The sequence below is a fragment of the Streptomyces gottesmaniae genome (genome assembly GCF_031845845.1).
Taxonomy (GTDB): Bacteria; Actinomycetota; Actinomycetes; order Streptomycetales; family Streptomycetaceae; genus Streptomyces; species Streptomyces akebiae.
Genome location: NZ_JAVRFJ010000009.1, coordinates 134,543 through 156,352, shown reverse-complemented (window position 1 = coordinate 156,352; position 21,810 = coordinate 134,543). Strand labels below are relative to the sequence as shown.

The following is a 21,810-nucleotide window of genomic DNA, read 5'->3' as shown; positions in this document are numbered from 1 at the left end:
GGTGGGGGTCTCGTGCAGTTCCCCGCGCCCCTTCAGGGGCGCTCCGTCGCCTCCAACAGCCGCCCCGCCTCCGCCCGTCGGGCGACCGCCGTCTCGTCGTCGCCGTCGGCGAACTCGGACAGCACACGCCGGGCCCGACCGGCAGCGGCTCCGGCCCGTCGAAGATCCGCCTCCAACCAGCCCGCCGCCAGTTCCGCGGCGGTACGCGCGTCGAGGAAGTCCGGCCCCAGGGAGTCGTACACCGACACCGCTCGCTCGACGAACCCCAGCGCCTCCTCGAAGACCGGCCCGAACGAGGCGAGTTCCGCGTCCTCGGCCACGGACCGGGCGAGGAGGTCGCCGAACTGGCGGTAGGTCTCGCCGAGCTCCGCGACGATCCGCCGCCGGTTCTCCTCGCCGGTCACGTCGGACAGGGCCGCCTCGCACCCCACCACCGCGTCCCCCATCAGCTCCCGGGCCTCGTCCAGGGTGGCGGGCCCCGCCCCCTCACGGTTCTCCCGCGCCGCGTACCACGCCCGCGCCCGCAGCGCGCGGACGTACCCGTGGACGTTGCCCAGTTCGCCCCAGAGGTCGACCGCGCGCGCGTACGCCCGGTCGGCGTCGGCGGGCAGCCCCGCGCGCGCGAGCGCCTCGGCGGCGAGATGGGCGAGCATGGCGTGGTCGCGCTGCTCGGGCCAGTGCCGGGCGATGTCGGCGGCCCGCAGCCACCGTTCCGCCGCCTCGCGGTGCTCGCCCAGCTCGGTGTGGCAGTCGCCGAGCCACCACAGGGTCTGCGCGACCGCCCCGTCCCCGTGGGTCTCGGCCGTGAGATCCGGGAGCGCCGACTCCAGTACCTCGGCCGCCTCCGCCCACCGCCCCAGCCGCAGCAGGAACCCGCCGAGCAGATGCCGGGCCCAGGTGCCGAGCGTCGGACCCTCGCCCGCCTCGTCGGCCCAGTGCGCCGCCTCCAGGGCGTGCTCGGCGGCCTCCTCGACCCGTTCCCCGGCGCCCAGCAGTTCCGCCAGCTGGAGGTGCAGCTGGGCGTGGCCCACCGGCTCCAGCTCCGTCCCGCCGTGCTCCAGGGCCGCGCGGGCCGCCCGCTCCGCGGTCTCCAGGTCTCCCAGGTGCTGCGCCACTCCGGCGAGCCGCGCCTCGTACTGCACCGCGAACCACGGCAGCCCGGCCGCCACATACCGTTCCGCGGCCTCCGCGAACAGCTCGGCGGCCGCCTCCGCGTCCCCGCCACGCGCGGCCAGCTCCCCGAGCATCCCCCGCGCCTCCGCGGCCCGCGAGGCCAGCCGTACGTCCTCCGCGCGGCGCGGCTCGACGAAATCCGCCAGCTCGCGCACGGCGTCCTCGGCCAGGGCCACCGCGTCGGCGTCCTCGATCTCGTGCATCCGCTGCACGAGTATTCGGGCCCTACCCACCAGCACGGACGCCGTCTGCCGCGCCCCCGTCCCGCCGGTCGACCAGAGGGCGAGGATCCGTTCGTACGGCTCCGCGATCAGGTCCATGGCGGCATCCGCGTGGCCCGTGAGGGCGTGGACGTTCGCCCCGCGCGCGCGTGCCGCCAGTGCCTCGCCGGGGTCGCCGGCCGCCTCGTACATGTCGGCGGCGCGTTCGAAGAGGGGGAGGCCCTCCGGACCGAGGCCGATCGCCTCGTGGTCGACTATTTCCGCGCGGTCCCAGGCGTCCAGCTCGGCGCCCTCGGTGTCGGCGGCACGCGCCACGGCGGCCCAGGCCTCGACGGAACCGGGATGCAGGGACGCGGAGAGTCGCCGTGCCTCGGCGAGGAGGGCGGGCAGGCCCTCGCCGGCCGCTGCGGTGTCCGCCTTCTCGACGGCGGCAGGCCGACGGGGCGCGGGCACCGGCACGGTGGTCCGCTTCGCGCGCACGCCCAGCGGCAGCCGGTCCAGCAGGGGAGGCTGGTCCATCCGCTCCCGGACATGGGTGCTGACGTACGCCGTGCCGTTGCGCGCGTCGAAGAGCGCGGCCAGCGAAAGGGCCTCCTCGCGCGCGTGGGAGGCCAGTTCGCCGGCGGTCCACGTACGGCCGGCGGGGCCGGGGACGGTCTGTTCGCCCAGCCCGCGCGCCGTGAGGCTGTCCATGAGCAGGGCCACCACGCTCATGAAGTCCAGCTTGCTGCGCGGGTCCCCGGAATCGGTGAAGTACGCCGGACGCTCGGCCAGCAGCTCCAGGCCGCGCGCCTCGTTGCCGGTCAGGGCACAGAACTCCACGTGGTCCGCGTACGCGCCCCGCATGCTCTCCATGGCCCGCACCAGCCGGAAACCCCGCAGATGGTGCGCCCGCGCCTCGTCGGCACGCCCCAGGCGCAGCAGCGGCTTCAGCGAGGACGCCAGAACGGTGTGCGGCTCGTGGGCACAGCTGTACTCGCCCTCCAGGACCGGCGCCCACAGCTCCAGCGCCTCGGCGTCCTCGCGCCGCCGCGCCCGCCACCAGCCCTGTCCGTGCAGTTCGCACGCGTGGCAGTCGGCCATCGTGTCCCGGTCGGCGGCCAGCCACGCCCCGTAGGCCCGCTCGGCCCGGTCCAGGTCGCCGATGTGCGCGGCCACACTGAACTCGGCGCTGCGCACGGCCCGCTCCGAGTGCCCGGCGAGCCGGTAGCGGTGCTCCATCTCGCCGAGCCACTTCTCGATGGAGGCCAGCGGGATGTGCGGCTGGTTCAGCATGCCGGCCGACATCCACTTGAACACCCAGTGCAGGGAGTGGATCTCGTACTCGTCGAAGTCCTCCGGCCGTTCGTCCCACATGCGCAGCAGACGCGCGAAGGGGACGAACATCTTGGCCTTCTCGGAGCTGTAGTTGTAGACCTTCAGCTGGTGCCCGAGCGCCTCGATCACGGCGAGCGGCACGTTCAGCTTCTCCGCCTCGGCGAGCAGCCGCTCCGCGCGCGCGTTGCGCGCGGGCCCCTCCGGCTGCTCATAGTTCTCCGCCATGGCCCGACGGAGCTCGTCGAAGTCCATGGAGTCCATCGAATCCACGACGTCACTCATCGGCGACCGCCCTCCCCGTGGCCCGGACCGGATCCGTGGCCCGGACCGGAACCCGGATCGGTGTGCGTGGCCCACTCCAGCAGGCCGATGAAGGCGCGGTTCAGGAGCGCCGAGTCCGCGGGCCTGAGCGGGCGCTGGGCCATCAGCAGGGCCTGCCCGTACAGGGACTCCGTGGCCGTGCCGATCAGCTCCCGGTCGGTCAGGGAACTGATCCGTCGGATCAGCGGGTTGAGATGGTTGAGCACCAGCCGCGCGCGCGGGGCGCTGCCCCGCAGCGAACCGAGGATGCCCGCCCACAGATCGTCGGCCTGCTCCTCCGCCTCCGCACGGGCCTGCTCGTGCCGGGAGGAGCGGTCGTCCAGGTGCAGCGCGGGGACCGACAGCGGATGGAACGCCCGCAGCACCACGTCGCAGCCCAGGGGGTCGAGCTTCGCCCGTGCGGCCGACAGGAAGCCCGCCAGCGCCAGCTCCTCGTCCGGGTCCAGCACGTCCAGGTGCGCGGTCACCGTGTCGGCGTCCAGTTCGGCGACCACCGTCCCTGGACGCACCGACGGCAGCGCCTCGACCAGCTCGCTGTCGTACGTGTAGCCGCCGTTGACCACCCCGACGCCCTGCGCGGACGCGATCGGCGCCACCTGCCGGTACTCCTCGACCGTCCGCGTGAAGTGCACCACCGGGTGCCGCTGCGCGAACTCCTCCAGGGACAGCCGTCCGTCGGTCGTCTCGAAGGGGAGCCACGGCAGCATCGTGCGCAGCATCTCCCTGTCGTGCCGCGCCAGCGACTTCACGCCCAGGTAGTGCACCGAGAGGAACGCCGCCAGCCGCTCCGGATCGCCCGCGGCGAGCCCCGTGAGCCAGCTCCGGATCCGCTCGCCGAGCGCCTCCCGCACGGCGGCCAGCGTCTCGTCCTCGTACAGCGACTCCCGCGACGCCGTGGGCCGCAGGCTGTCGGTGTCGAGGACGCAGCGCACGAAGAACGCCCAGTCCGGCAGCAGCTGTTCGGCCCGCTCGGTGAGCAGCATGCCCTTCAGATGCACCCGGTGACTCGCCCGCTGGGCCGGGCTGACCGCGGTCGGCACGACGTACGCGACGCCCCGGATGCCGGCCAGCGGTACGTCCAGCTCAATCGAGTCCAGCGGCGTGAACCCGAACAGGTCGTGACAGTGGCGGGCCAGGGCCACCCGTCGGCCGGCGGGGGAGGGGTACGCCCGGTCCCAGGGCGCCGGCAGATCGGTGACCGCCTCCTCGCCCACCCGGACGTCGTACGGCAGCAGTGATCCGAAGTCCCGCGCCAGCGTCAGCACGCGCGCGGGGGAGAGCCATTCGGCCGCCCCGGGCCGCGCGACCAGGTGCACGGTCGTGCCCGGCTCCGGGCGCGCCTCGTCGGGCAGCGTCCGCACGGTGTACGAGCCGTCGTCGGCCGCCGTCCACTCCACGGGCGACGCGTCCGGGGTACGGGCGCTGCGGCTGACCACACGGATGCGCTCGGCGACCACGAAGCAGGCGAGCAGCCCGATGCCGAACTGCCCCAGGAAGTCCGAGCGGACCTCCTGGATGCCCCCGTCGTCGCGCTTGGAACTGCGGCCGATGGTGGCGAGCAGGTCGTGCACATCGGCCTCGGTGAGCCCGATGCCCGAGTCCTCGACCCGCAGTGTGCCGTTCTCGGCGAACAGCCGTACCCGGGCCGGAGCGTCGGGCTGCTCGGCGCGGCGCGCGGTGATCGCGTCCACCGCGTTCTGCAGCAGCTCGCGCAGATAGACCTTCGGACTGGAGTACAGGTGGTGCGAGAGCAGATCCACCAGGCCACGCAGATCGACCTGGAACGTATGAGGCGACTGAGGTGCCTGAGGAGACTGGGGTGCCTGGGATGACTGTGAGGTCATTGAATCCATCGTCGCAGCGCCGGTGGGAGGGGATTCTGGCGACGGCGGCGGGGTCGGGCGGTCCCGTCGGACGGTGACCGCGGACGGAGGCGGCAGGGCCCGACTGCTGGGCCCGGGAGTGCGTCATCCTAGGCGCGAACGACCCGCCTGACCAGCGGATTTCAAGGACGTATACGGGATTGTCAGTGGCGTGGTGTGCAATGGATCTCGTGTCCGCGCTCGAAGAACCGCTCAAGAACACGCTCGGCGCCGCCACCGCCAAGGTGATGGCCGAGCACCTCGGCCTGCACACCGTCGGCGATCTGCTGCACCACTATCCCCGTAGATACGAGGAGCGCGGCCAGCTCACCCACCTCGCCGACCTGCCGATGGACGAGCACGTCACGGTGGTCGCCCAGGTCGCCGACGCCCGCCTGCACACCTTCGCCTCCGCCAAGGCCCCCCGGGGCAAGGGCCAGCGCCTCGAAGTCACCATCACCGACGGCAGCGGCCGCCTCCAGCTCGTCTTCTTCGGCAACGGCGTGCACAAACCCCACAAGGACCTCCTCCCCGGCACCCGTGCCCTCTTCGCGGGCAAGGTCTCCGTCTTCAACCGCCGCCTCCAACTGGCCCACCCGGCCTACGAGCTGCTGCGCGGCGACGACGACCCGGAGACCGTCGACTCCTGGGCCGGCGCCCTCATCCCGATCTACCCGGCCACCGCCAAGCTGGAGTCCTGGAAGATCGCCAAGGCGGTCCAGACCGTCCTCCCGAGCGCCCAGGAAGCCGTCGACCCCCTCCCCGACTCCCTGCGCGAGGGCCGGGGCCTGGCCGCACTCCCCGAAGCCCTCCTGAAGATCCACCGCCCGCACACCAAGGCCGACATCGAGTCGGCCCGGGACCGCCTCAAATGGGACGAGGCCTTCGTCCTCCAGGTCGCCCTCGCCCGCCGCCGCCACGCCGACGCCCAACTCCCCGCCGTGGCCCGCCGCCCCGCCCCCGAAGGCCTCCTCACCGCCTTCGACGCCCGCCTCCCCTTCACCCTCACCGACGGCCAGCGGAAGGTCTCCCAGGAGATCTTCGACGACCTGGCCACCGAGCACCCGATGCACCGGCTGCTCCAGGGCGAGGTGGGCTCGGGCAAGGCCCAGCCTCTCGACTCGCTGGTGCTCACCCCTTCCGGGTTCCGTCGTCTGGGCGATGTGACGACGGGCGACGAGATCGTCGTGCCGGACGGAGAGATCGCGCTGATCGACGGTGTCTTTCCCCAGGGAGAACGCGATGTCTGGCGCCTGGTCCTGTCCGACGGAAGCTCCGTCGAGTGCGACGACGAGCATCTCTGGATCGTCGGCACGAGGAGCGGGTGGCACCGGGGCCGGGCGCCCGAGGTCATGACGACTCGGGAGATCCGACGGGACACCTTCGAAGCCGACGGATCTTCGAAGTGGTATCTCCCGACAGCGACTCCGGTCGATCTCGGGGGCGACTTCGGGCTGCCTCTCGATCCCTACCTGCTCGGCGTTCTCCTGGGAGCCGGTTCGTTCGGGCAGGACCTGCGTCTGTCCATGACCGACGACGAGACCAGGGACGCGGCGGCGGCGACCCTGGCCCCTGAATGCCGGCTGGTCCCGGTGGAGGGATCCCGAGGCGACCACACGATCGAGCCGACCCACCTCGCGGGCGGCGTTCGCAACCCGGTGATCCAAGCCTTGCGGGACCAGAACCTCTGGGGCGTGGCGTCGCACGACACCTTCGTCCCCGACGTGTTCAAGAACACGTCGATCAAGAACCGACTCGCACTGCTCCAAGGACTCATGGACACCGGGGGCACCGTCCCCACGGACGGCCTCGGCGCCTCGTTCCGCTCGGTCTCCCGCAGCCTCGCGGAGGACGTCGCCTGGTTGGCGCGCTCGCTGGGAGGCCGCGCCAGGATTCTGCCGACGCGGGAGGCCTTCGACGTCTCGGTGGCCCTGCCCGACCGGTACGCACCCTTCAGGTCGGCGCGCAAGGCCGAACAGGTGCGTCCCCAGCCGGAACACGCCACCTTTCGGCGGGGGATCCGGGCGGTCGAGCACGTGGGACGGAAACCGGTCCAGTGCATCAGCGTCGCCCACCCGAGCCATGCCTACGTCACCGACAACTTCACGGTCACCCACAACACCATGGTCGCCCTGCGCGCCATGCTCGCCGTCGTCGACGCGGGTGGCCAGGCGGCCATGCTCGCGCCCACCGAGGTGCTCGCCCAGCAGCACCACCGGTCGGTGACCGAGATGATGGGGGAGCTGGCCGAGGGCGGGATGCTGGGCGGCGCCGAGCACGCCACCAAGGTCGTGCTGCTCACCGGGTCCATGGGCGCCGCCGGCCGTCGGCAGGCGCTGCTGGACCTGGTCACCGGCGAGGCCGGGATCGTCATCGGCACGCACGCGCTGATCGAGGACAAGGTCCAGTTCCACGACCTGGGCCTGGTCGTCGTGGACGAGCAGCACCGCTTCGGCGTCGAACAGCGCGACGCCCTGCGCGGCAAGGGCAAACAGCCGCCCCACCTCCTCGTCATGACGGCCACGCCCATCCCGCGCACGGTGGCCATGACCGTCTTCGGCGACCTGGAGACCTCGGTCCTGGACCAGCTCCCCGCCGGCCGCTCACCCATCGCCAGCCATGTCGTCCCGGCCGCCGACAAGCCCCACTTCCTCGCCCGCGCCTGGGAACGCGTCCGGGAGGAGGTGGCGAACGGCCACCAGGCGTATGTGGTCTGCCCCCGCATCGGGGACGACGTCGACGAACCCGGCGACCCCAAGAAGACCGGCAAGAAGTCCCCGGAGGACGAGGCCGAGAAGCGCCCGCCCCTCGCCGTCCTCGACGTCGCCGACCAGCTCGCCAAGGGCCCCCTGCAGGGCCTGCGGGTGGAAGTCCTGCACGGCAGGATGCACCCCGACGACAAGGACGCGGTCATGCGCCGCTTCGCCGCGGGCGAGACCCAGGTCCTGGTCGCCACCACGGTCATCGAGGTCGGCGTGAACGTCCCGAACGCCACCGCCATGGTGATCATGGACGCCGACCGCTTCGGCGTCTCCCAGCTCCACCAGCTCCGCGGCCGGGTGGGGCGGGGATCCGCCGCCGGGCTCTGCCTCCTGGTCACCGAGATGCCGGAGGCCAGCGCCGCACGCCAGCGCCTGGGCGCCGTCGCCTCCACCCTCGACGGCTTCGAGCTCTCCCGCATCGACCTCGAACAACGCCGCGAGGGCGATGTCCTCGGCCAGGCCCAGTCCGGCGCCCGCACCAGCCTCCGCATGCTGACCGTCATCGACGACGAGGAGATCATCGCGGAGGCGAGGGAGGAGGCGGCGCGGGTGGTCGCGGCCGACCCGGACCTGGAGCGCCTCCCGGCGCTACGGACAGCCCTGGACGCCCTCCTGGACGAGGAGAGGGAACAGTACTTGGACAAGGGCTGACAGGGCAGCCCGTCAAACAAGGTGCGCGGGAACCGCGTGGGCGACCCCGACCGAGGGGCGGGCTCCCGCGGCCCTCACGCACCCCCACCCCCGGACTGCCAGACTGGGCCCGTGACCACGCCCTCGAACAAGGACCCACGATGACTCGCGTGATCGCCGGCGCGGCCGGCGGACGCCGCCTGACCGTCCCGCCGGGGACCGGAACGCGGCCCACCTCCGACCGCGCACGCGAAGGCCTCTTCTCCACCTGGCAGTCCCTCCTCGGCGGGCCCCTGGACGGCGAACGGGTACTGGACCTGTACGCCGGTTCGGGCGCCGTCGGTCTGGAGGCCCTCTCCAGAGGCGCCGGCCACACCCTCCTCGTCGAGGCCGACGCGCGAGCGGCCCGCACGGTCCGCGACAACGTCAGATCGCTCGGCCTGCCCGGCGCCGAGGTGAGATCGGGCAAAGCGGAGCAGATCATCCAGGGCCCGCCGCCGGACGAGCCGTACGACCTCGTTTTCCTGGACCCCCCGTACGCCGTCTCGGACGACGATCTTCGGGAGATCCTGCTCACACTCCTTACCGGGGGCTGGCTCGGCGACGAAGCCCTCGTCACCGTGGAGCGCAGCACCAGAGGCGGTGAATTCGCCTGGCCGACCGGTTTCGACGCCATCAGGGCCCGTCGCTACGGCGAGGGAACGTTTTGGTACGGTCGCGCCGCCTCTACGTGCGAAGACGCACGATGACCGGACCGGAGAGCGAGGGATCCCAAGTGCGCCGCGCCGTCTGTCCCGGGTCGTTCGACCCCATCACCAACGGACACCTCGACATCATTGGCCGCGCCTCCAAGTTGTACGACGAGGTCTATGTCGCGGTGATGATCAACAAGTCGAAGAAGGGCCTCTTCGAGGTCGACGAGCGGATCGAGCTGATCCGCCAGGTCACCGCCGAGTACGCGAACGTACGGGTGGAGGCCTTCCACGGACTGCTCGTCGACTTCTGCAAGCAGCGCGACATCCCGGCGATCGTCAAGGGCCTGCGCGCGGTCAGCGACTTCGACTACGAGCTGCAGATGGCCCAGATGAACATCGGCCTGTCGGGCGTGGAGACCCTCTTCGTCCCCACCAACCCCACCTACAGCTTCCTGTCGTCCTCCCTGGTCAAGGAAGTCGCGACCTGGGGCGGCGATGTCTCCCACCTGGTGCCCCCACTGGTCCTCGAAGCGCTGGCCGAGCGACTGAAGCGGGACTGAGCGGACGAACGTCCCCCGCTGGCCGTACAGTCGACCCGACCGTCTCCAACACAGCTGTAGAGAGTGGCGAGCACACGGTGGACCACACGGTGGACGTGCAGAAGAAGCTCGACGAGATCGTCTCGGTGGTCTCGGGCGCCCGATCCATGCCCATGTCGGCCTCGTGCGTGGTCAACCGCGCCGAACTGCTCTCCCTGCTCGACGAGCTGCGCGCGGCCCTGCCCGACTCCCTCGCCCAGGCGCGGGAGCTGATCGGCGACCGCGACCACATGGTGGAGCGGGCCCGTCAGGAGGCCGAGCGGATCATCGAGAACGCGCACGCCGAGCGCGGCTCCCTGATCTCCGACACCGAGGTCGCCCGCCGCTCCCAGAACGAGGCCGACCGCATCCTCGGCGAGGCCCGACAGGAGGCCGAGGAGGTCCGCGCCGAGGCCGACGACTACGTCGACTCCAAGCTCGCCAACTTCGAGGTCGTCCTCACCAAGACCCTCGGCTCGGTCGGCCGGGGCCGCGAGAAGCTCCTCGGCACTGGACCTGGCGTCGACGAGCAGGGCTACGAGGACGAGGACGCTCCCGAGCGCAGTCACGACCCCGAGACCCTGCGCCGCGACGCCGACGCCTACGTGGACGCCAAGCTGGGCGCCTTCGAGGCGGTCCTCGCCAAGACCCTGGAGGCCGTCGGGCGCGGCCGCCAGAAGCTCCACGGCCGCATCGCCACCGACGACCTCGGCGCCCTCGCCCTGAACGACGACGGCACCTCCCCCCGGCCCACCAGCGACGCCGACTACCTGGCCGACCTGGCCGCCCTCTCGGACACCCCCGCCCGGCAGTCCCCGTCCGCACCGGAGCAGCAGTCGTATCGCCAGCAGCAGGACTCCTACGCGGCGACGGCCTACCAGCAGGACCCGTACGGCTACCAGCAGCAGTACGCCGCCCAGCCCCAGCAGGCCGCCGATCCCTACGGCTACCAGCAGGCCGACCCGTACGCGGCCGGCTACCCGCAGCAGCCGGCGTACGACCCGAACCAGGGACACGCGGACCCGCAGGGACACCAGGACCAGCAGGGGCACCAGGGGTACGCGCAGCCGCAGGCGAACACGCTCGACGAGACCAGCCTCTTCGACACCACCATGATCACGGCGGAGCAGTTGCGCCGCTACGAGCAGGGTCGCTGACAGCGGATTGGGCCGAGAGCGAAAGGTCCAGTATCCTGGCTCTTCGGTCGCGTGTACGTCCGCGATCAACGCTGCCCGGGAACATCGAAGGGCGGCGTCCTCAAGCTTCGAGATCGAAAGCAGGAATGGCCCTGAACGCCCGCCTCGACCACCGCAACCCTCTCGTGTTCGACACACACGAGTTGGGGCGGCGTCCTGGCGCGCAGCAGCGCCTGACCCGTGAGATCGACGCTCCCAAGGATCTCGGGATCCAGGGAGTGATCGGAGTGCCGGAAGGCGCCCCGGTGGAGCTCGGGCTCCGTCTGGAGTCGGTCATGGAAGGTGTGCTTGTCACAGGCACCGCCCGTGCACGGGCCAAGGGGGAGTGCGTAAGGTGTCTGGAGCCGCTTGAGCTGGAGCTCGAAGCGGACTTCCAGGAGATGTTCTCGTACCCTGACGCCGACGACCGGGGCCGCCCCAAGGCGGAACCGGCCGACGACGCCGAGGAAGACGAGGACAGGCTCTTCATCGAGGACGGCCTGTTCGACCTCGAACCCGTGCTGCGTGATGCGGTGGTGCTCGCACTGCCGATGCAGCCGGTGTGCCAGGACGACTGCCCCGGCCTGTGCTCCGAGTGTGGAGCCAGGCTCGCGGACGACCCGGACCACCACCACGACGCCGTCGACATCCGTTGGGCGGCACTGCAGGGACTCGCCGGTTCACTCGAAGACGGCGAGAAGGACGAGATGAGCGGCGCCGAAGCCGGTGTCGACGAGAAGCAGGAGAAGTAGCCGTGGCTGTTCCGAAGCGGAAGATGTCGCGCAGCAACACGCGCCACCGCCGGTCGCAGTGGAAGGCTGCGGTCCCCACCCTGGTTGCGTGCGAGCGCTGCCACGAGCCCAAGCTGCAGCACATCGCGTGCCCGTCTTGCGGCACTTACAACAAGCGCCAGGTCCTCGAGGTCTGAGCGGCTGGTGAGAGGCTCTATGTCTGACGCCAAGGCGGAGACCAACGCCAAGAAAAAGGCGGAGAACACAGCCTCGTCCCACACGCTTCTGGAAGGGCGGCTCGGCTATCAGCTCGAGTCCGCCCTTCTGGTGCGTGCGCTGACCCACCGTTCGTACGCGTACGAGAACGGCGGCCTGCCCACCAACGAGCGTCTGGAGTTCCTCGGGGACTCCGTCCTCGGTCTCGTGGTCACGGACACGCTGTACCGCACCCACCCCGACCTGCCCGAAGGCCAACTGGCCAAGCTGCGGGCCGCGGTGGTCAACTCTCGTGCGCTGGCGGAGGTGGGCCGCGGGCTCGACCTCGGCTCCTTCATCCGGCTCGGCCGCGGTGAAGAGGGCACAGGTGGCCGGGACAAGGCATCCATCCTCGCCGACACCCTCGAAGCGGTGATCGGTGCGGTCTATCTCGACCAGGGGCTCGACTCCGCGGCGGAGCTGGTGCACCGCCTGTTCGACCCGCTGATCGAGAAGTCCTCGAACCTCGGAGCCGGCCTGGACTGGAAGACCAGTCTCCAGGAGCTCACCGCGACCGAAGGACTCGGCGTGCCCGAGTACCTGGTCACGGAGACCGGCCCCGACCACGAGAAGACCTTCACCGCTGCCGCCCGCGTCGGAGGCGTCTCGTACGGCACCGGCACCGGCCGCAGCAAGAAGGAAGCGGAGCAGCAGGCGGCCGAGTCCGCCTGGCGCGCGATCCGCTCCGCGGCGGACGAGCGGGCGAAGGCGGCGGCCGAGGCCGCGGCCTCGGCCGCCGACACCGCGGACACACCTTCGGACACCGCCCCGGCCTGACGCCGAGGGCAGCCGCCCCCGGTCCCCCGCGAGGGGATCCGGGGGCGGTGCTGGTCCGTGGGGGCGTGCGGGTCGTCGGCGGTCGCACCACTCACCCGCAGCCGGCCTACGACGTCACCCACCCGCTCTCTCCGGAGGAGACCTGTGCCCGAACTTCCCGAGGTCGAGGTCGTCCGGCGCGGACTGGAGCGCTGGGTGGCTCATCGGACGGTCGCCGAGGTCGAGGTGCTCCACCCCCGGGCGATCCGTCGGCACCTGGCCGGTCCGGAGGACTTCGCGCACCGGCTCAAGGGTCACCGCATCGGCGAGCCCAGCCGGCGCGGGAAGTACCTGTGGCTGCCGGTGGAGGACACCGGGATCGCCGTTCTCGCGCACCTCGGTATGAGCGGCCAACTGCTCGTGCAGCCGCACGACGCGGCCGACGAGAAGCACCTCAGGATCCGGGTCCGCTTCGCGGACGACCTCGCCACCGAACTGCGCTTCGTCGACCAACGCACCTTCGGCGGACTGTCGTTGCACGACACCACCCCCGACGGTCTGCCGGACGTCATCGCGCACATCGCCCGTGACCCCCTCGACCCGCAGTTCGACGCCGAGGCCTTCCACCAGGCGCTGCGGCGGAAGCGTACGACGATCAAACGGGCCCTGCTGGACCAGTCGTTGATCAGCGGGGTCGGCAACATCTACGCGGACGAGGCGCTCTGGCGGGCGAGGATCCACTACGAGCGCCCCACGGCCGGTTTCACCCGCCCCCGCACCACCGAACTCCTGGGCCACGTACGGGACGTGATGAACGCGGCCCTCGCGGTGGGCGGCACGAGCTTCGACAGCCTCTACGTCAACGTGAACGGTGAGTCGGGGTACTTCGACCGGTCGCTGGACGCGTACGGCCGTGAGGGGCTGCCCTGCCGCCGCTGTGCCACGCCCATGCGGCGGCGGCCCTGGATGAACCGGTCCAGCTACTTCTGCCCGACGTGTCAGCGGGCGCCGCGCGTCGCGTCGTAGCGCTCGCGGGATCGGAGCACCTCCTCCATGCGGTCCTCCACACAGGCGATGAGGGCCAGCAGGCGCTCGGAGACCTCGCGCCCGAGCGGGGTGAGGGTGTAGTCGACGCGGGGCGGGTTGGTGGGCCGCGCGTCGCGGTGGACGAGACCGTCGCGCTCCAGGGCGTGCAGGGTCTGGGAGAGCATCTTCTCGCTGACGCCGTCCACGCGGCGGCGCAGCTCGTTGAAGCGGAGCGATCCCTCGTGCAGCGCGCCCATGGTGAGCACGCCCCAGCGGCCCGTGACGTGCTCCAGCGTGCCTCGTGAGGGACAGTTCCTGGCGAACACGTCGAAGGCCAGCTCGTCGACGTCCAAGGCGTCCGCACCCGTGACGGCGTCCGCGGGCGTCACGCCGGTCTGCACGGCAGATTCCATGCGATCGAGGATACTCCCGCACAGCGCTAGCCAGAAGATTGCACTAACTGCTGGTTAGCGTGAGTTATGGGCGAACGAATGGGTGCTCGAGCGCGCGAGCTGTGCGGGGGCTGGGTGCCCTCGGCCTCGCCTCGGAAGGGTTTTAGTAGCCGAAGAAGTGACGCTCTGGGTCTCCGACCTGCGGCCAGATATCCGATCAACGCTGTGACCTGCTGCTGAGCTGTCGGCGGCTGTCATCGTTGGTCATTGTTGAGCACCTTTGGACGGCCCAGAGACGGCCCAGGATTGGGCTGGACTGTCAGCTGATGCGACCGCACCCCACGCTGCGGTGACACACCCCTCTCCATGTCCCATCTCTGGCCTTCGTAATCCGCCAGGAGGCACGGCCACATCGGAACGGCATCCGGCGGGTAGCTTCCCAAGTAGACGGCGGCTGCGCGACGAGCGCTGTGCACGCTCGTTGTTGTCCGTGGTGCATGGGTCGGGCACGCCAGGGCGCAAGGGGGGAGGGTCCAGTGTCAGACACGACCGATTGGCTTGCTGCTGCCGGTGGCATTGTGGGGGCTATTGGTGGTCCTGCCGGACTTTGGGCTGCATGGAATCAGTACCAGGTCAGCCGTCGTCGCAGGTATGGGCCTCCTCCGCAGCTTCTCGACCTCATCAGCCAAGTGTGCGACGTGGCCTGCGCCGCTGAGTTTGCCTATCAAAAACAGGAGTGGTTCAACCGCTTCGATCTGGCGTCCACCATTTACCGTATCGAGGAGCTGACTTACCTGGTGGAGGACTACAAGCTACGTCGCTTGCTCAGGAGGCTTGCAGGAAACGCTGAACTAATGTTGCGCTCTGTGATAGTTGAGACCGACTCGGCAGAGCAGCGAGCCATAGTTGCTTCGAGGCAGGCACACCATGCCGCAAGAGCCATGAGGTGCGGGGAGGACGTTCTCAAGGCTCTGCGACCTCGGCTTGGACTGTGAGAAGTGAAGGGCCGGGTCGTTGACCTGCGGCCGCGTAATCGATCAACGCTGCGACCTGTGAGTTAGCTGTCGGTGGTTGTCAGCGTTGGTGGTCGTTGAGCACCCCCGCACGGCCCAGAGACGGCCCGAGCGGGGGTGTCGTGCGTTGCACCTCGATGCGAACTACGGGCCGGACGGTCTGTGAGGTCTCCAGCCCTGTTCCAAAGGGTTGCCAGGGTTCTTGGCCGTCACCTTCGGTCGGGGCGGTTGCTGTACTTCGCTGCTGTACCGCCACAAGCCACCAGCAGCCCAACTACCGCCACAGCGTCAGCGCACGCACTGGCGATTTGCCTAACCGGAGCACAGACAATCAGCACTAGAACGATCACGGCAACCATGCGCGGTCGCGGCATCGGGTTTGACAGCTCCCACGGGGCAACAGTCACACTCACGTTGAGCCTCCAAGGCTTCGCGCCCGCCTCGCCGCACACGCCTAGGAACCTGTTCGGCGGGGTGGGCATCCGCTTCAATGCCCAGGACCGTAGCAATGGACAAGCCACGTGCGAGACTCCACCAACGCACGATCGGTCACACTGCGTGTTGACAATTGTCACCATCATCACCCTATGCAGCTGGTGATGGTGACAATTGTCCTCATCGGCGGTCAAGTCAGGTGACCTAAGACCTCTGAGCAGGCACGTTCTCGACTCGTTCCACACGCGTCGCCGTTAGCCTTCGCCTGCCGTAGCCCTGCGTACCTGGCTGGTTCCTATCGACGTCGGCGGAGTCCCAAGAGGAGCGTCAAGGGATGCCCTCAGTAGCCGAAGTCCTGCGTCCACCACGGTCCGCCGTCGCCCAGGTGGACGCCGACTCCCAGGGTCTTGAAGTCGCAGTTCAGGATGTTCGCCCGGTGACCGGGGCTGTTCATCCAGGCCTCCATGACCGCTTCGGCGGTCGCCTGGCCGCGGGCGATGTTCTCGCCGCCGAGGCCGGTGATGCCGAGGGCGGCCGCCCGGTCCCACGGGTCGGAGCCGTCGGGGTCGGTGTGGTCGAAGAAGCCGCGCAGGGCCATGTCCTCGCTGAACGCCTCGGCCAGCTTCGCCAGGTCGCTGTTGGCCGCGACCGGCTGGCAGCCCGCCTTGGCCCGCTCCTCGTTGACCAGCAGGAGGACCGCGGCCTCGGCCTGGGTCGCGGAGGAGAGGTCCGCCGGGGAAGTGGTGTCCTTCTCCTTCTCCTTCCCCTTCTCCTGCGCCTTGGGGGGCTTCTCGGACGGCGTCTTGGTCTTCTGCGAACCGGAGCCCTTGTCCGCCTCTTCGGCGGGCTTCTCCTCGGCCGGGGGCGTCGAGGGGGCCGGGGTGTTCGACGGGGAGGCCTCGCGGCTGGTGGACTCGTCCTCGCGCTGTTCCTGCGCGGCGCCGTCCGTACCGCCCTGCTGGGCCGCCGCACCCGTCGGCGAGCCGGCGGGCACCACCGTCTCGTTGGCGTTGCCACCACTGACCGTGTACTGGTCGCCGCCCGGCAGTACGCCGGTGGCCACCGCGACGGTGCCGAGGGCGACGGCGGCGGAGACACCGAGGAGACCGGTCTTCACAGGCGTCACGGTCTTCTTCTTGCGGCGGCGCGACCCGCCTGCCCGCGAGGCGGCCTGGGCGTCGGCCTCCAGGAACGCCGCGAACCCGTACAGGTTCTCCGGACCGTAGTGCGGCTCCTCGGGAACCAAGCCCCTGTCAGTGACCCCGGCGGCGCGGCCCCCCCTGGCGGCGCGGCCGGCGGCGGAGCGTCGGTGGCGTCCCATGTCTTGGCCTTCCTCGTCCTTGCGGTGTCCTGCGGTCAACGTTGGGGAGTTCGTCAACGTTGTGACTGTCGTCTTCACGAATCTCACACGAAGGAGTGAGTTTCATATGAGATTCATTGGGTGGGGACGGTACAGCATGGCGCCAGAGGAGGGAGAGGCCCAGGAGACATTGGCCCGTTAGCGTGCAGGCATGAGCGAGGATGTACGGCTGGTCGCCTGGGTGCGTGGACGGGTGCAAGGTGTGGGTTTCCGCTGGTTCACGCGGGCCAGGGCCCTGGAGATCGGGGGCCTGAGTGGTTTTGCTCTCAATTTGGCCGACGGACGGGTCCAGGTGGTCGCCGAGGGCCCGCGTGAGGCGTGTCAGGAGCTACTGGAGTGGCTCCAGGGTGACGACACGCCCGGACGCGTGGTGGGCGTGACCGAGATCTGGGACACACCGCGAGGGGGGTACGAGGGCTTCGCCATCCGCTGACGCCCCTCGGCTGAGCGAGCCGCGCAGGAGTGGAGGGGAGCGCCACCGGCATATGCCAGGAGCATGCACAAACCAGAAACGTGCAGGTGATTGCCAAGACGGGTTTGTCATGGCAGGCTCCGCAGAAAGGATGATCCCCTCGCTCCGCCGGCCAGGAGAGGTCCCGGAATCGCCGCAGCGTCGCCCGATCGGGGCCGCGCGGCAGCGGGGTGCCCGCCGATGCGGGGCGTGATCGTGTTGACCGTCAAACTTTTTGGTGAGACGCTAAAAGCAACCCCGCGCACCTTAGCTGTTTGGCATGAAGACAGCAGCAAAAACTCAACACTGCCAAGCATCACGGGTGCGATTCCCTCACGACCCACACCGCTTCGGTCGGTCACTCAGTGTGGAGGACCATCCATCATGGCAAAGGCGCTTCTCGGTTACGTCGGCGGCTCCGACCCGCGACTCCTCGCCGAGATGCGACGGCTCCAGCAGCGTGTCCAGGACCTGGAATCCGAGCTCGGACGAATCCAGGCGGAGAACGACGCGTTGACGGCTGCCGCTTCTCACGACTCGCTCATGGAGCTCGACGCACGCCAGGCGGAGCCTGCGCTCACCTGATCACTGCATCGCACCACGACAGACAGCAGTGGTTGGGCTGCCCGTATCAACCGCTAAGTTGTCAGATCTGCAAGGGACGCCTTCTCTAGGCGTCCCTTCTTTCTGTGCCCGAGTCCCCGGCTCGGCCCCCGGCCTACCTCACCCTCTTTAACGTCTGATGTGCCCTGCACGTTCATGGGCGAAACCGCGCGTTCATGGAGTGAGACAAGGCCGGAAGGTAGAGTCCAGCGCCGTGCACCTCAAGGCCCTGACCCTCCGTGGGTTCAAATCGTTCGCCTCGGCGACCACACTCCGGTTCGAACCGGGCATCACGTGCGTCGTCGGGCCCAACGGTTCGGGCAAGTCCAACGTCGTGGACGCGCTCAGCTGGGTCATGGGCGAGCAGGGCGCCAAATCGCTGCGCGGCGGCAAGATGGAGGACGTCATCTTCGCCGGCACCACCGGCCGTCCCCCGCTCGGCCGCGCGGAGGTGTCCCTGACCATCGACAACTCCGACGGGGCCCTCCCCATCGAGTACTCCGAGGTCACGATCACGCGGATCATGTTCCGCAACGGCGGCAGCGAGTACCAGATCAACGGCGACACCTGCCGTCTCCTCGACATCCAGGACCTGCTCTCCGACTCCGGCATCGGCCGCGAGATGCACGTCATCGTCGGCCAGGGGCAGCTCGACTCCGTCCTGCACGCCGACCCCATGGGCCGCCGCGCGTTCATCGAGGAGGCCGCCGGGGTCCTCAAGCACCGCAAGCGCAAGGAGAAGGCGCTCCGGAAACTGGACGCGATGCAGGCCAACCTGGCCCGTGTCCAGGACCTCACCGACGAACTCCGCCGCCAGCTCAAGCCGCTGGGCCGCCAGGCCGCTGTCGCCCGCCGGGCCGCCGTCATCCAGGCCGACCTGCGCGACGCACGCCTGCGACTGCTCGCCGACGACCTCGTACGTCTCCACGCGGCGCTCCGCACGGAGGTCGCCGACGAGGCCGCGCTGAAGCAGCGCAAGGAGGCCGCCGAGACCGAGCTGAAGAAGGCGCTCCAGCGGGAGGCCCACCTGGAGGGCGAGGTGCGCCGGCTGACCCCGCGCCTCCAGCGCGCCCAGGAGACCTGGTACGAACTGTCGCAGCTCGCCGAACGGGTGCGCGGCACGATCTCCCTGGCCGACGCCCGGGTCAAGAGCGCCACCTCCGCGCCCCTCGAGGAGCGGCGCGTCCGGGATCCGGAGGACATGGAGCGCGAGGCCGCCCGCGTCCGCGAGCAGGAGGCCGAACTCGAAGCGGCTCTCGAAGCGGCCGAGCGCGCCCTGGAGGACACGGTCGAGCACCGCGCCGAACTGGAGCGCGAACTGATGGTCGAGGAGCGTCGGCTGAAGGACGTCGCCCGCTCCATCGCCGACCGCCGCGAGAGCCTCGCCCGCCTGGGCGGCCAGGTCAACGCCGCCCGCTCCCGGGCCGCCTCCGCCCAGTCCGAGATCGACCGCCTCGCCGCCGCGCGCGACGAGGCACGGGAACGGGCCGCCGCCGCCCAGGAGGAGTACGAGGCACTCAAGGCCGAGGTCGACCACCTCGACGCCGACGACTCCGACCTGGCCGAACGGCACGACGCCGCGAAGCGCGCCCTGGCCGAGGCCGAGAGCGCCCTCGCCACCGCCCGCGACGCCACGACCGCAGCCGAACGCCGCCGCGCCGCCACCCAGGCCCGCCACGAAGCCCTCGCCCTGGGCCTGCGCCGCAAGGACGGCACGGGAGCGCTGCTCACCGCGAAGGACCGGCTGGCGGGAATGCTGGGTCCGGCCGCCGAGCTCCTGACGGTCACCCCCGGTCACGAGGTCGCCCTGGCGGCGGCCTTCGGCGCGGCTGCCGACGCGATCGCCGTGACCAGCCCGGCCGCCGCCGCCGAGGCCATCCGCCTGCTGCGCAAGCAGGACGCGGGCCGGGCGGCCCTGCTGTCGGCAGGGGCGCCGGAGGACCCGACACCGCGCCCGGCGGCGGCCCCGGCCCAACGGGGCACGGGGATCGGCGTGGCCGGCCACGCCGATCCCGCAGGCGGACAACGGCCTTTCACGGCCTCCCCCGCGGAGCCGCCGCTCCCCACCGGGCAACGGGCGACCGACCTGGTCCGCGGCCCTTCCGACCTGATGCCGGCCGTACGTCGACTGCTGCGCGACATCGTCGTCGTGGACACCCTCGAAGACGCCGAGGACCTTGTCTACGCCCGCCCGGACCTCACCGCCGTCACCGCCGAAGGCGACCTGCTCGGGGCACACTTCGCCCACGGCGGCTCGGCCGGGGCACCGAGCCTGCTGGAGGTGCAGGCCGCCGTCGACGAGGCGGCGGCCGAGCTGGAGGAGCTGGCCGTACGGTGCGAGGAGCTGACCGAGGCCCAGCGGAACGCGGTCGAGCTGCGCCGGGAGCGGGCCGCGACCGTGGAGGAGCTGGGGGAGCGGCGCCGGGCGGGCGAGCGGGAGAAGTCCGCGGTCGCCCAGCAGCTCGGGCGACTGGCCGGGCAGGCGCGGGGCGCCGCCGGAGAGGCCGAGCGGTCCACGGCCGCCGCCGTACGCGCCCAGGAGGCGCTCGACAAGGCGGTACAGGATGCCGAGGAGCTGGCCGAACGGCTCGCGGTGGCCGAGGAGATGCCCGTCGAGGAGGAGCCGGACACCTTCGTACGGGATCGGCTCGCGGCGGACGGGGCCAACGCGCGGCAGACCGAGATGGAGGCCCGGCTCCAGGTGCGGACGCACGAGGAGCGGGTCAAGGCGCTCGCGGGGCGGGCGGATTCGCTCGACCGCGCCGCGCGTGCCGAGCGCGAGGCGCGGGCGCGGGCCGAACAGCGCAGGGCGCGGCTGCGGCACGAGGCCGCCGTGGCCGAGGCCGTCGCCTCCGGCGCCCGGCAGCTGCTCCGCCACGTCGAGGTCTCCCTGGCCCGCGCGGAGCGGGAACGCACAGCCGCCGACGCGGCCAAGGCGCGCCGCGAGCAGGAGCTCGGGCAGGCCCGTGACGAGGGGCGCGGCCTCAAGGCGGAGTTGGACAAGCTGACCGACTCCGTCCATCGGGGCGAGGTGCTCGGCGCCGAGAAGCGGATGCGGATCGAGCAGCTGGAGACCAAGGCGCTGGAGGAGCTGGGCGTCGAGCCGGAGGGGCTGATCGCGGAGTACGGGCCCGACCAGCTCGTGCCGCCGTCACCGCCGGCGGAGGGGGAGGAGCTGCCGGAGGACCCGGAGCATCCCCGCAACCAGCCGAAGACGTTCCACCGCGCCGAGCAGGAGAAGCGGCTCAAGGCGGCCGAGCGGGCGTACCAGCAGCTCGGGAAGGTCAATCCGCTGGCGCTGGAGGAGTTCGCCGCGCTGGAGGAGCGGCACAAGTTCCTCAGCGAGCAGCTGGAGGACCTGAAGAAGACCCGCGCCGATCTGCTGCAGGTGGTGAAGGAGGTCGACGAGCGGGTCGAGCAGGTCTTCACCGAGGCGTACTGGGACACCGCCCGGGAGTTCGAGGGTGTGTTCGGTCGGCTCTTCCCGGGCGGTGAGGGACGGCTGATCCTCACCGACCCGGACAACATGCTCACCACCGGTGTCGACGTGGAGGCCCGGCCCCCGGGGAAGAAGGTCAAGCGGCTGTCGCTGCTCTCGGGCGGGGAGCGGTCGCTGACCGCCGTCGCCATGCTGGTGTCGATCTTCAAGGCGCGGCCCAGCCCGTTCTACGTGATGGACGAGGTCGAGGCGGCGCTCGACGACACCAACCTCCAGCGGCTGATCCGGATCATGCAGGAGCTGCAGGAGGCGTCGCAGCTGATCGTGATCACCCACCAGAAGCGGACCATGGAGGTCGCCGACGCGCTGTACGGCGTGTCCATGCAGGGAGACGGCGTCTCGAAGGTCATCAGCCAGAGATTGCGTTAGTCGTTTTCGCGCGCGGGTAGGCGGGTGCTGGTTCCGCTGCCGTTTCCACTTCTTCAAGAGTTGAACGCGATGTGATGAAGACTGCCCTTTCGTAGGCCTCAGGGTCCTCTTGACTTCGAAAGTTGAAGGCATATTCTCTGGGGCGTTGCTTTTGCCTTCAAGTCGAAGGTTCCCCCCACATCGGCG

16 protein-coding genes are annotated in these 21,810 nt (G+C 70.5%); 12 read left to right on the top strand and 4 right to left on the bottom strand.

From position 1 onward, the window contains the following. Positions 1-32: 32 nt before the first annotated feature. Together RM704_RS12925 and RM704_RS12920 are read right to left on the bottom strand one after the other, a co-directional pair. Entirely contained in the window at positions 33-2,963 is a 2,931-nt protein-coding gene (locus RM704_RS12925) for a tetratricopeptide repeat protein (protein ID WP_033527022.1), read from the bottom strand. Between the two features lie 26 nt (positions 2,964-2,989). After that, positions 2,990-4,885: an HSP90 family protein gene (locus RM704_RS12920; protein ID WP_192829635.1), complete on the bottom strand. Its 1,896-nt coding sequence runs from the start codon at positions 4,883-4,885 to the stop codon at positions 2,990-2,992. Between the two features lie 191 nt (positions 4,886-5,076). Between RM704_RS12920 and RM704_RS12915 the strand changes: the two genes are divergently transcribed. The 8 genes from RM704_RS12915 to mutM all read left to right on the top strand — a co-directional run bounded on the left by RM704_RS12915 (position 5,077) and on the right by mutM (position 13,502). Next, on the top strand, positions 5,077-8,307 hold the full coding sequence (locus RM704_RS12915; protein ID WP_033526904.1) for a helicase-related protein: 3,231 nt from the start codon (positions 5,077-5,079) through the stop codon (positions 8,305-8,307). A gap of 140 nt (positions 8,308-8,447) precedes the next feature. Then, positions 8,448-9,035 (top strand): 16S rRNA (guanine(966)-N(2))-methyltransferase RsmD, encoded by a 588-nt coding sequence (gene rsmD / locus RM704_RS12910; RefSeq protein WP_033526905.1) that lies wholly within the window; start codon positions 8,448-8,450, stop codon positions 9,033-9,035. A 26-nt stretch (positions 9,036-9,061) separates the two neighbouring features. Continuing rightward, positions 9,062-9,541, top strand: a complete 480-nt coding sequence (coaD, locus tag RM704_RS12905) for a pantetheine-phosphate adenylyltransferase (RefSeq protein ID WP_033526906.1) — start codon at positions 9,062-9,064, stop codon at positions 9,539-9,541. 89 nt (positions 9,542-9,630) lie between these two features. Next, the gene (locus RM704_RS12900; protein WP_192829642.1) at positions 9,631-10,716 is read left to right on the top strand and encodes a cell division initiation protein; all 1,086 of its coding nucleotides are present in this window, start codon (positions 9,631-9,633) and stop codon (positions 10,714-10,716) included. Between the two features lie 125 nt (positions 10,717-10,841). Further along, positions 10,842-11,486, top strand: a complete 645-nt coding sequence (locus RM704_RS12895) for a YceD family protein (RefSeq protein WP_033526908.1) — start codon at positions 10,842-10,844, stop codon at positions 11,484-11,486. Positions 11,487-11,488: 2 nt separating this feature from the next. Continuing rightward, a complete protein-coding gene (gene rpmF, locus RM704_RS12890; RefSeq protein WP_007493396.1) occupies positions 11,489-11,662 on the top strand; it encodes a 50S ribosomal protein L32 in 174 nt (57 codons plus the stop codon). Between the two features lie 19 nt (positions 11,663-11,681). After that, positions 11,682-12,497 (top strand): ribonuclease III, encoded by an 816-nt coding sequence (rnc, locus tag RM704_RS12885; protein ID WP_033526909.1) that lies wholly within the window; start codon positions 11,682-11,684, stop codon positions 12,495-12,497. 144 nt (positions 12,498-12,641) lie between these two features. After that, a complete protein-coding gene (mutM, locus tag RM704_RS12880) occupies positions 12,642-13,502 on the top strand; it encodes a bifunctional DNA-formamidopyrimidine glycosylase/DNA-(apurinic or apyrimidinic site) lyase (protein ID WP_033526910.1) in 861 nt (286 codons plus the stop codon). On the opposite strand, the gene RM704_RS12875 is transcribed toward mutM, so the two are convergent. After that, entirely contained in the window at positions 13,475-13,915 is a 441-nt protein-coding gene (locus RM704_RS12875) for a winged helix-turn-helix transcriptional regulator (protein ID WP_078937082.1), read from the bottom strand. The two genes, mutM and RM704_RS12875, sit on opposite strands and share 28 nt — an antisense overlap. A gap of 515 nt (positions 13,916-14,430) precedes the next feature. Here RM704_RS12875 and RM704_RS12870 point away from each other — a divergent pair. Continuing rightward, positions 14,431-14,889: a hypothetical protein gene (locus RM704_RS12870; RefSeq protein ID WP_157856680.1), complete on the top strand. Its 459-nt coding sequence runs from the start codon at positions 14,431-14,433 to the stop codon at positions 14,887-14,889. Between the two features lie 793 nt (positions 14,890-15,682). Here the strand turns inward: RM704_RS12870 and RM704_RS12865 are convergent. Continuing rightward, positions 15,683-16,663, bottom strand: a complete 981-nt coding sequence (locus tag RM704_RS12865) for a CAP domain-containing protein (protein ID WP_033526911.1) — start codon at positions 16,661-16,663, stop codon at positions 15,683-15,685. Positions 16,664-16,853: 190 nt separating this feature from the next. Here RM704_RS12865 and RM704_RS12860 point away from each other — a divergent pair, with 190 nt between their 5' ends. The 3 genes from RM704_RS12860 to RM704_RS12850 all read left to right on the top strand — a co-directional run bounded on the left by RM704_RS12860 (position 16,854) and on the right by RM704_RS12850 (position 21,624). Beyond that, on the top strand, positions 16,854-17,135 hold the full coding sequence (locus RM704_RS12860; protein ID WP_033526912.1) for an acylphosphatase: 282 nt from the start codon (positions 16,854-16,856) through the stop codon (positions 17,133-17,135). A gap of 402 nt (positions 17,136-17,537) precedes the next feature. Then, positions 17,538-17,738: a hypothetical protein gene (locus RM704_RS12855; RefSeq protein ID WP_005479841.1), complete on the top strand. Its 201-nt coding sequence runs from the start codon at positions 17,538-17,540 to the stop codon at positions 17,736-17,738. Between the two features lie 232 nt (positions 17,739-17,970). Continuing rightward, the gene (locus tag RM704_RS12850; RefSeq protein WP_033526913.1) at positions 17,971-21,624 is read left to right on the top strand and encodes an SMC hinge domain-related protein; all 3,654 of its coding nucleotides are present in this window, start codon (positions 17,971-17,973) and stop codon (positions 21,622-21,624) included. Positions 21,625-21,810 lie beyond the last annotated feature (186 nt).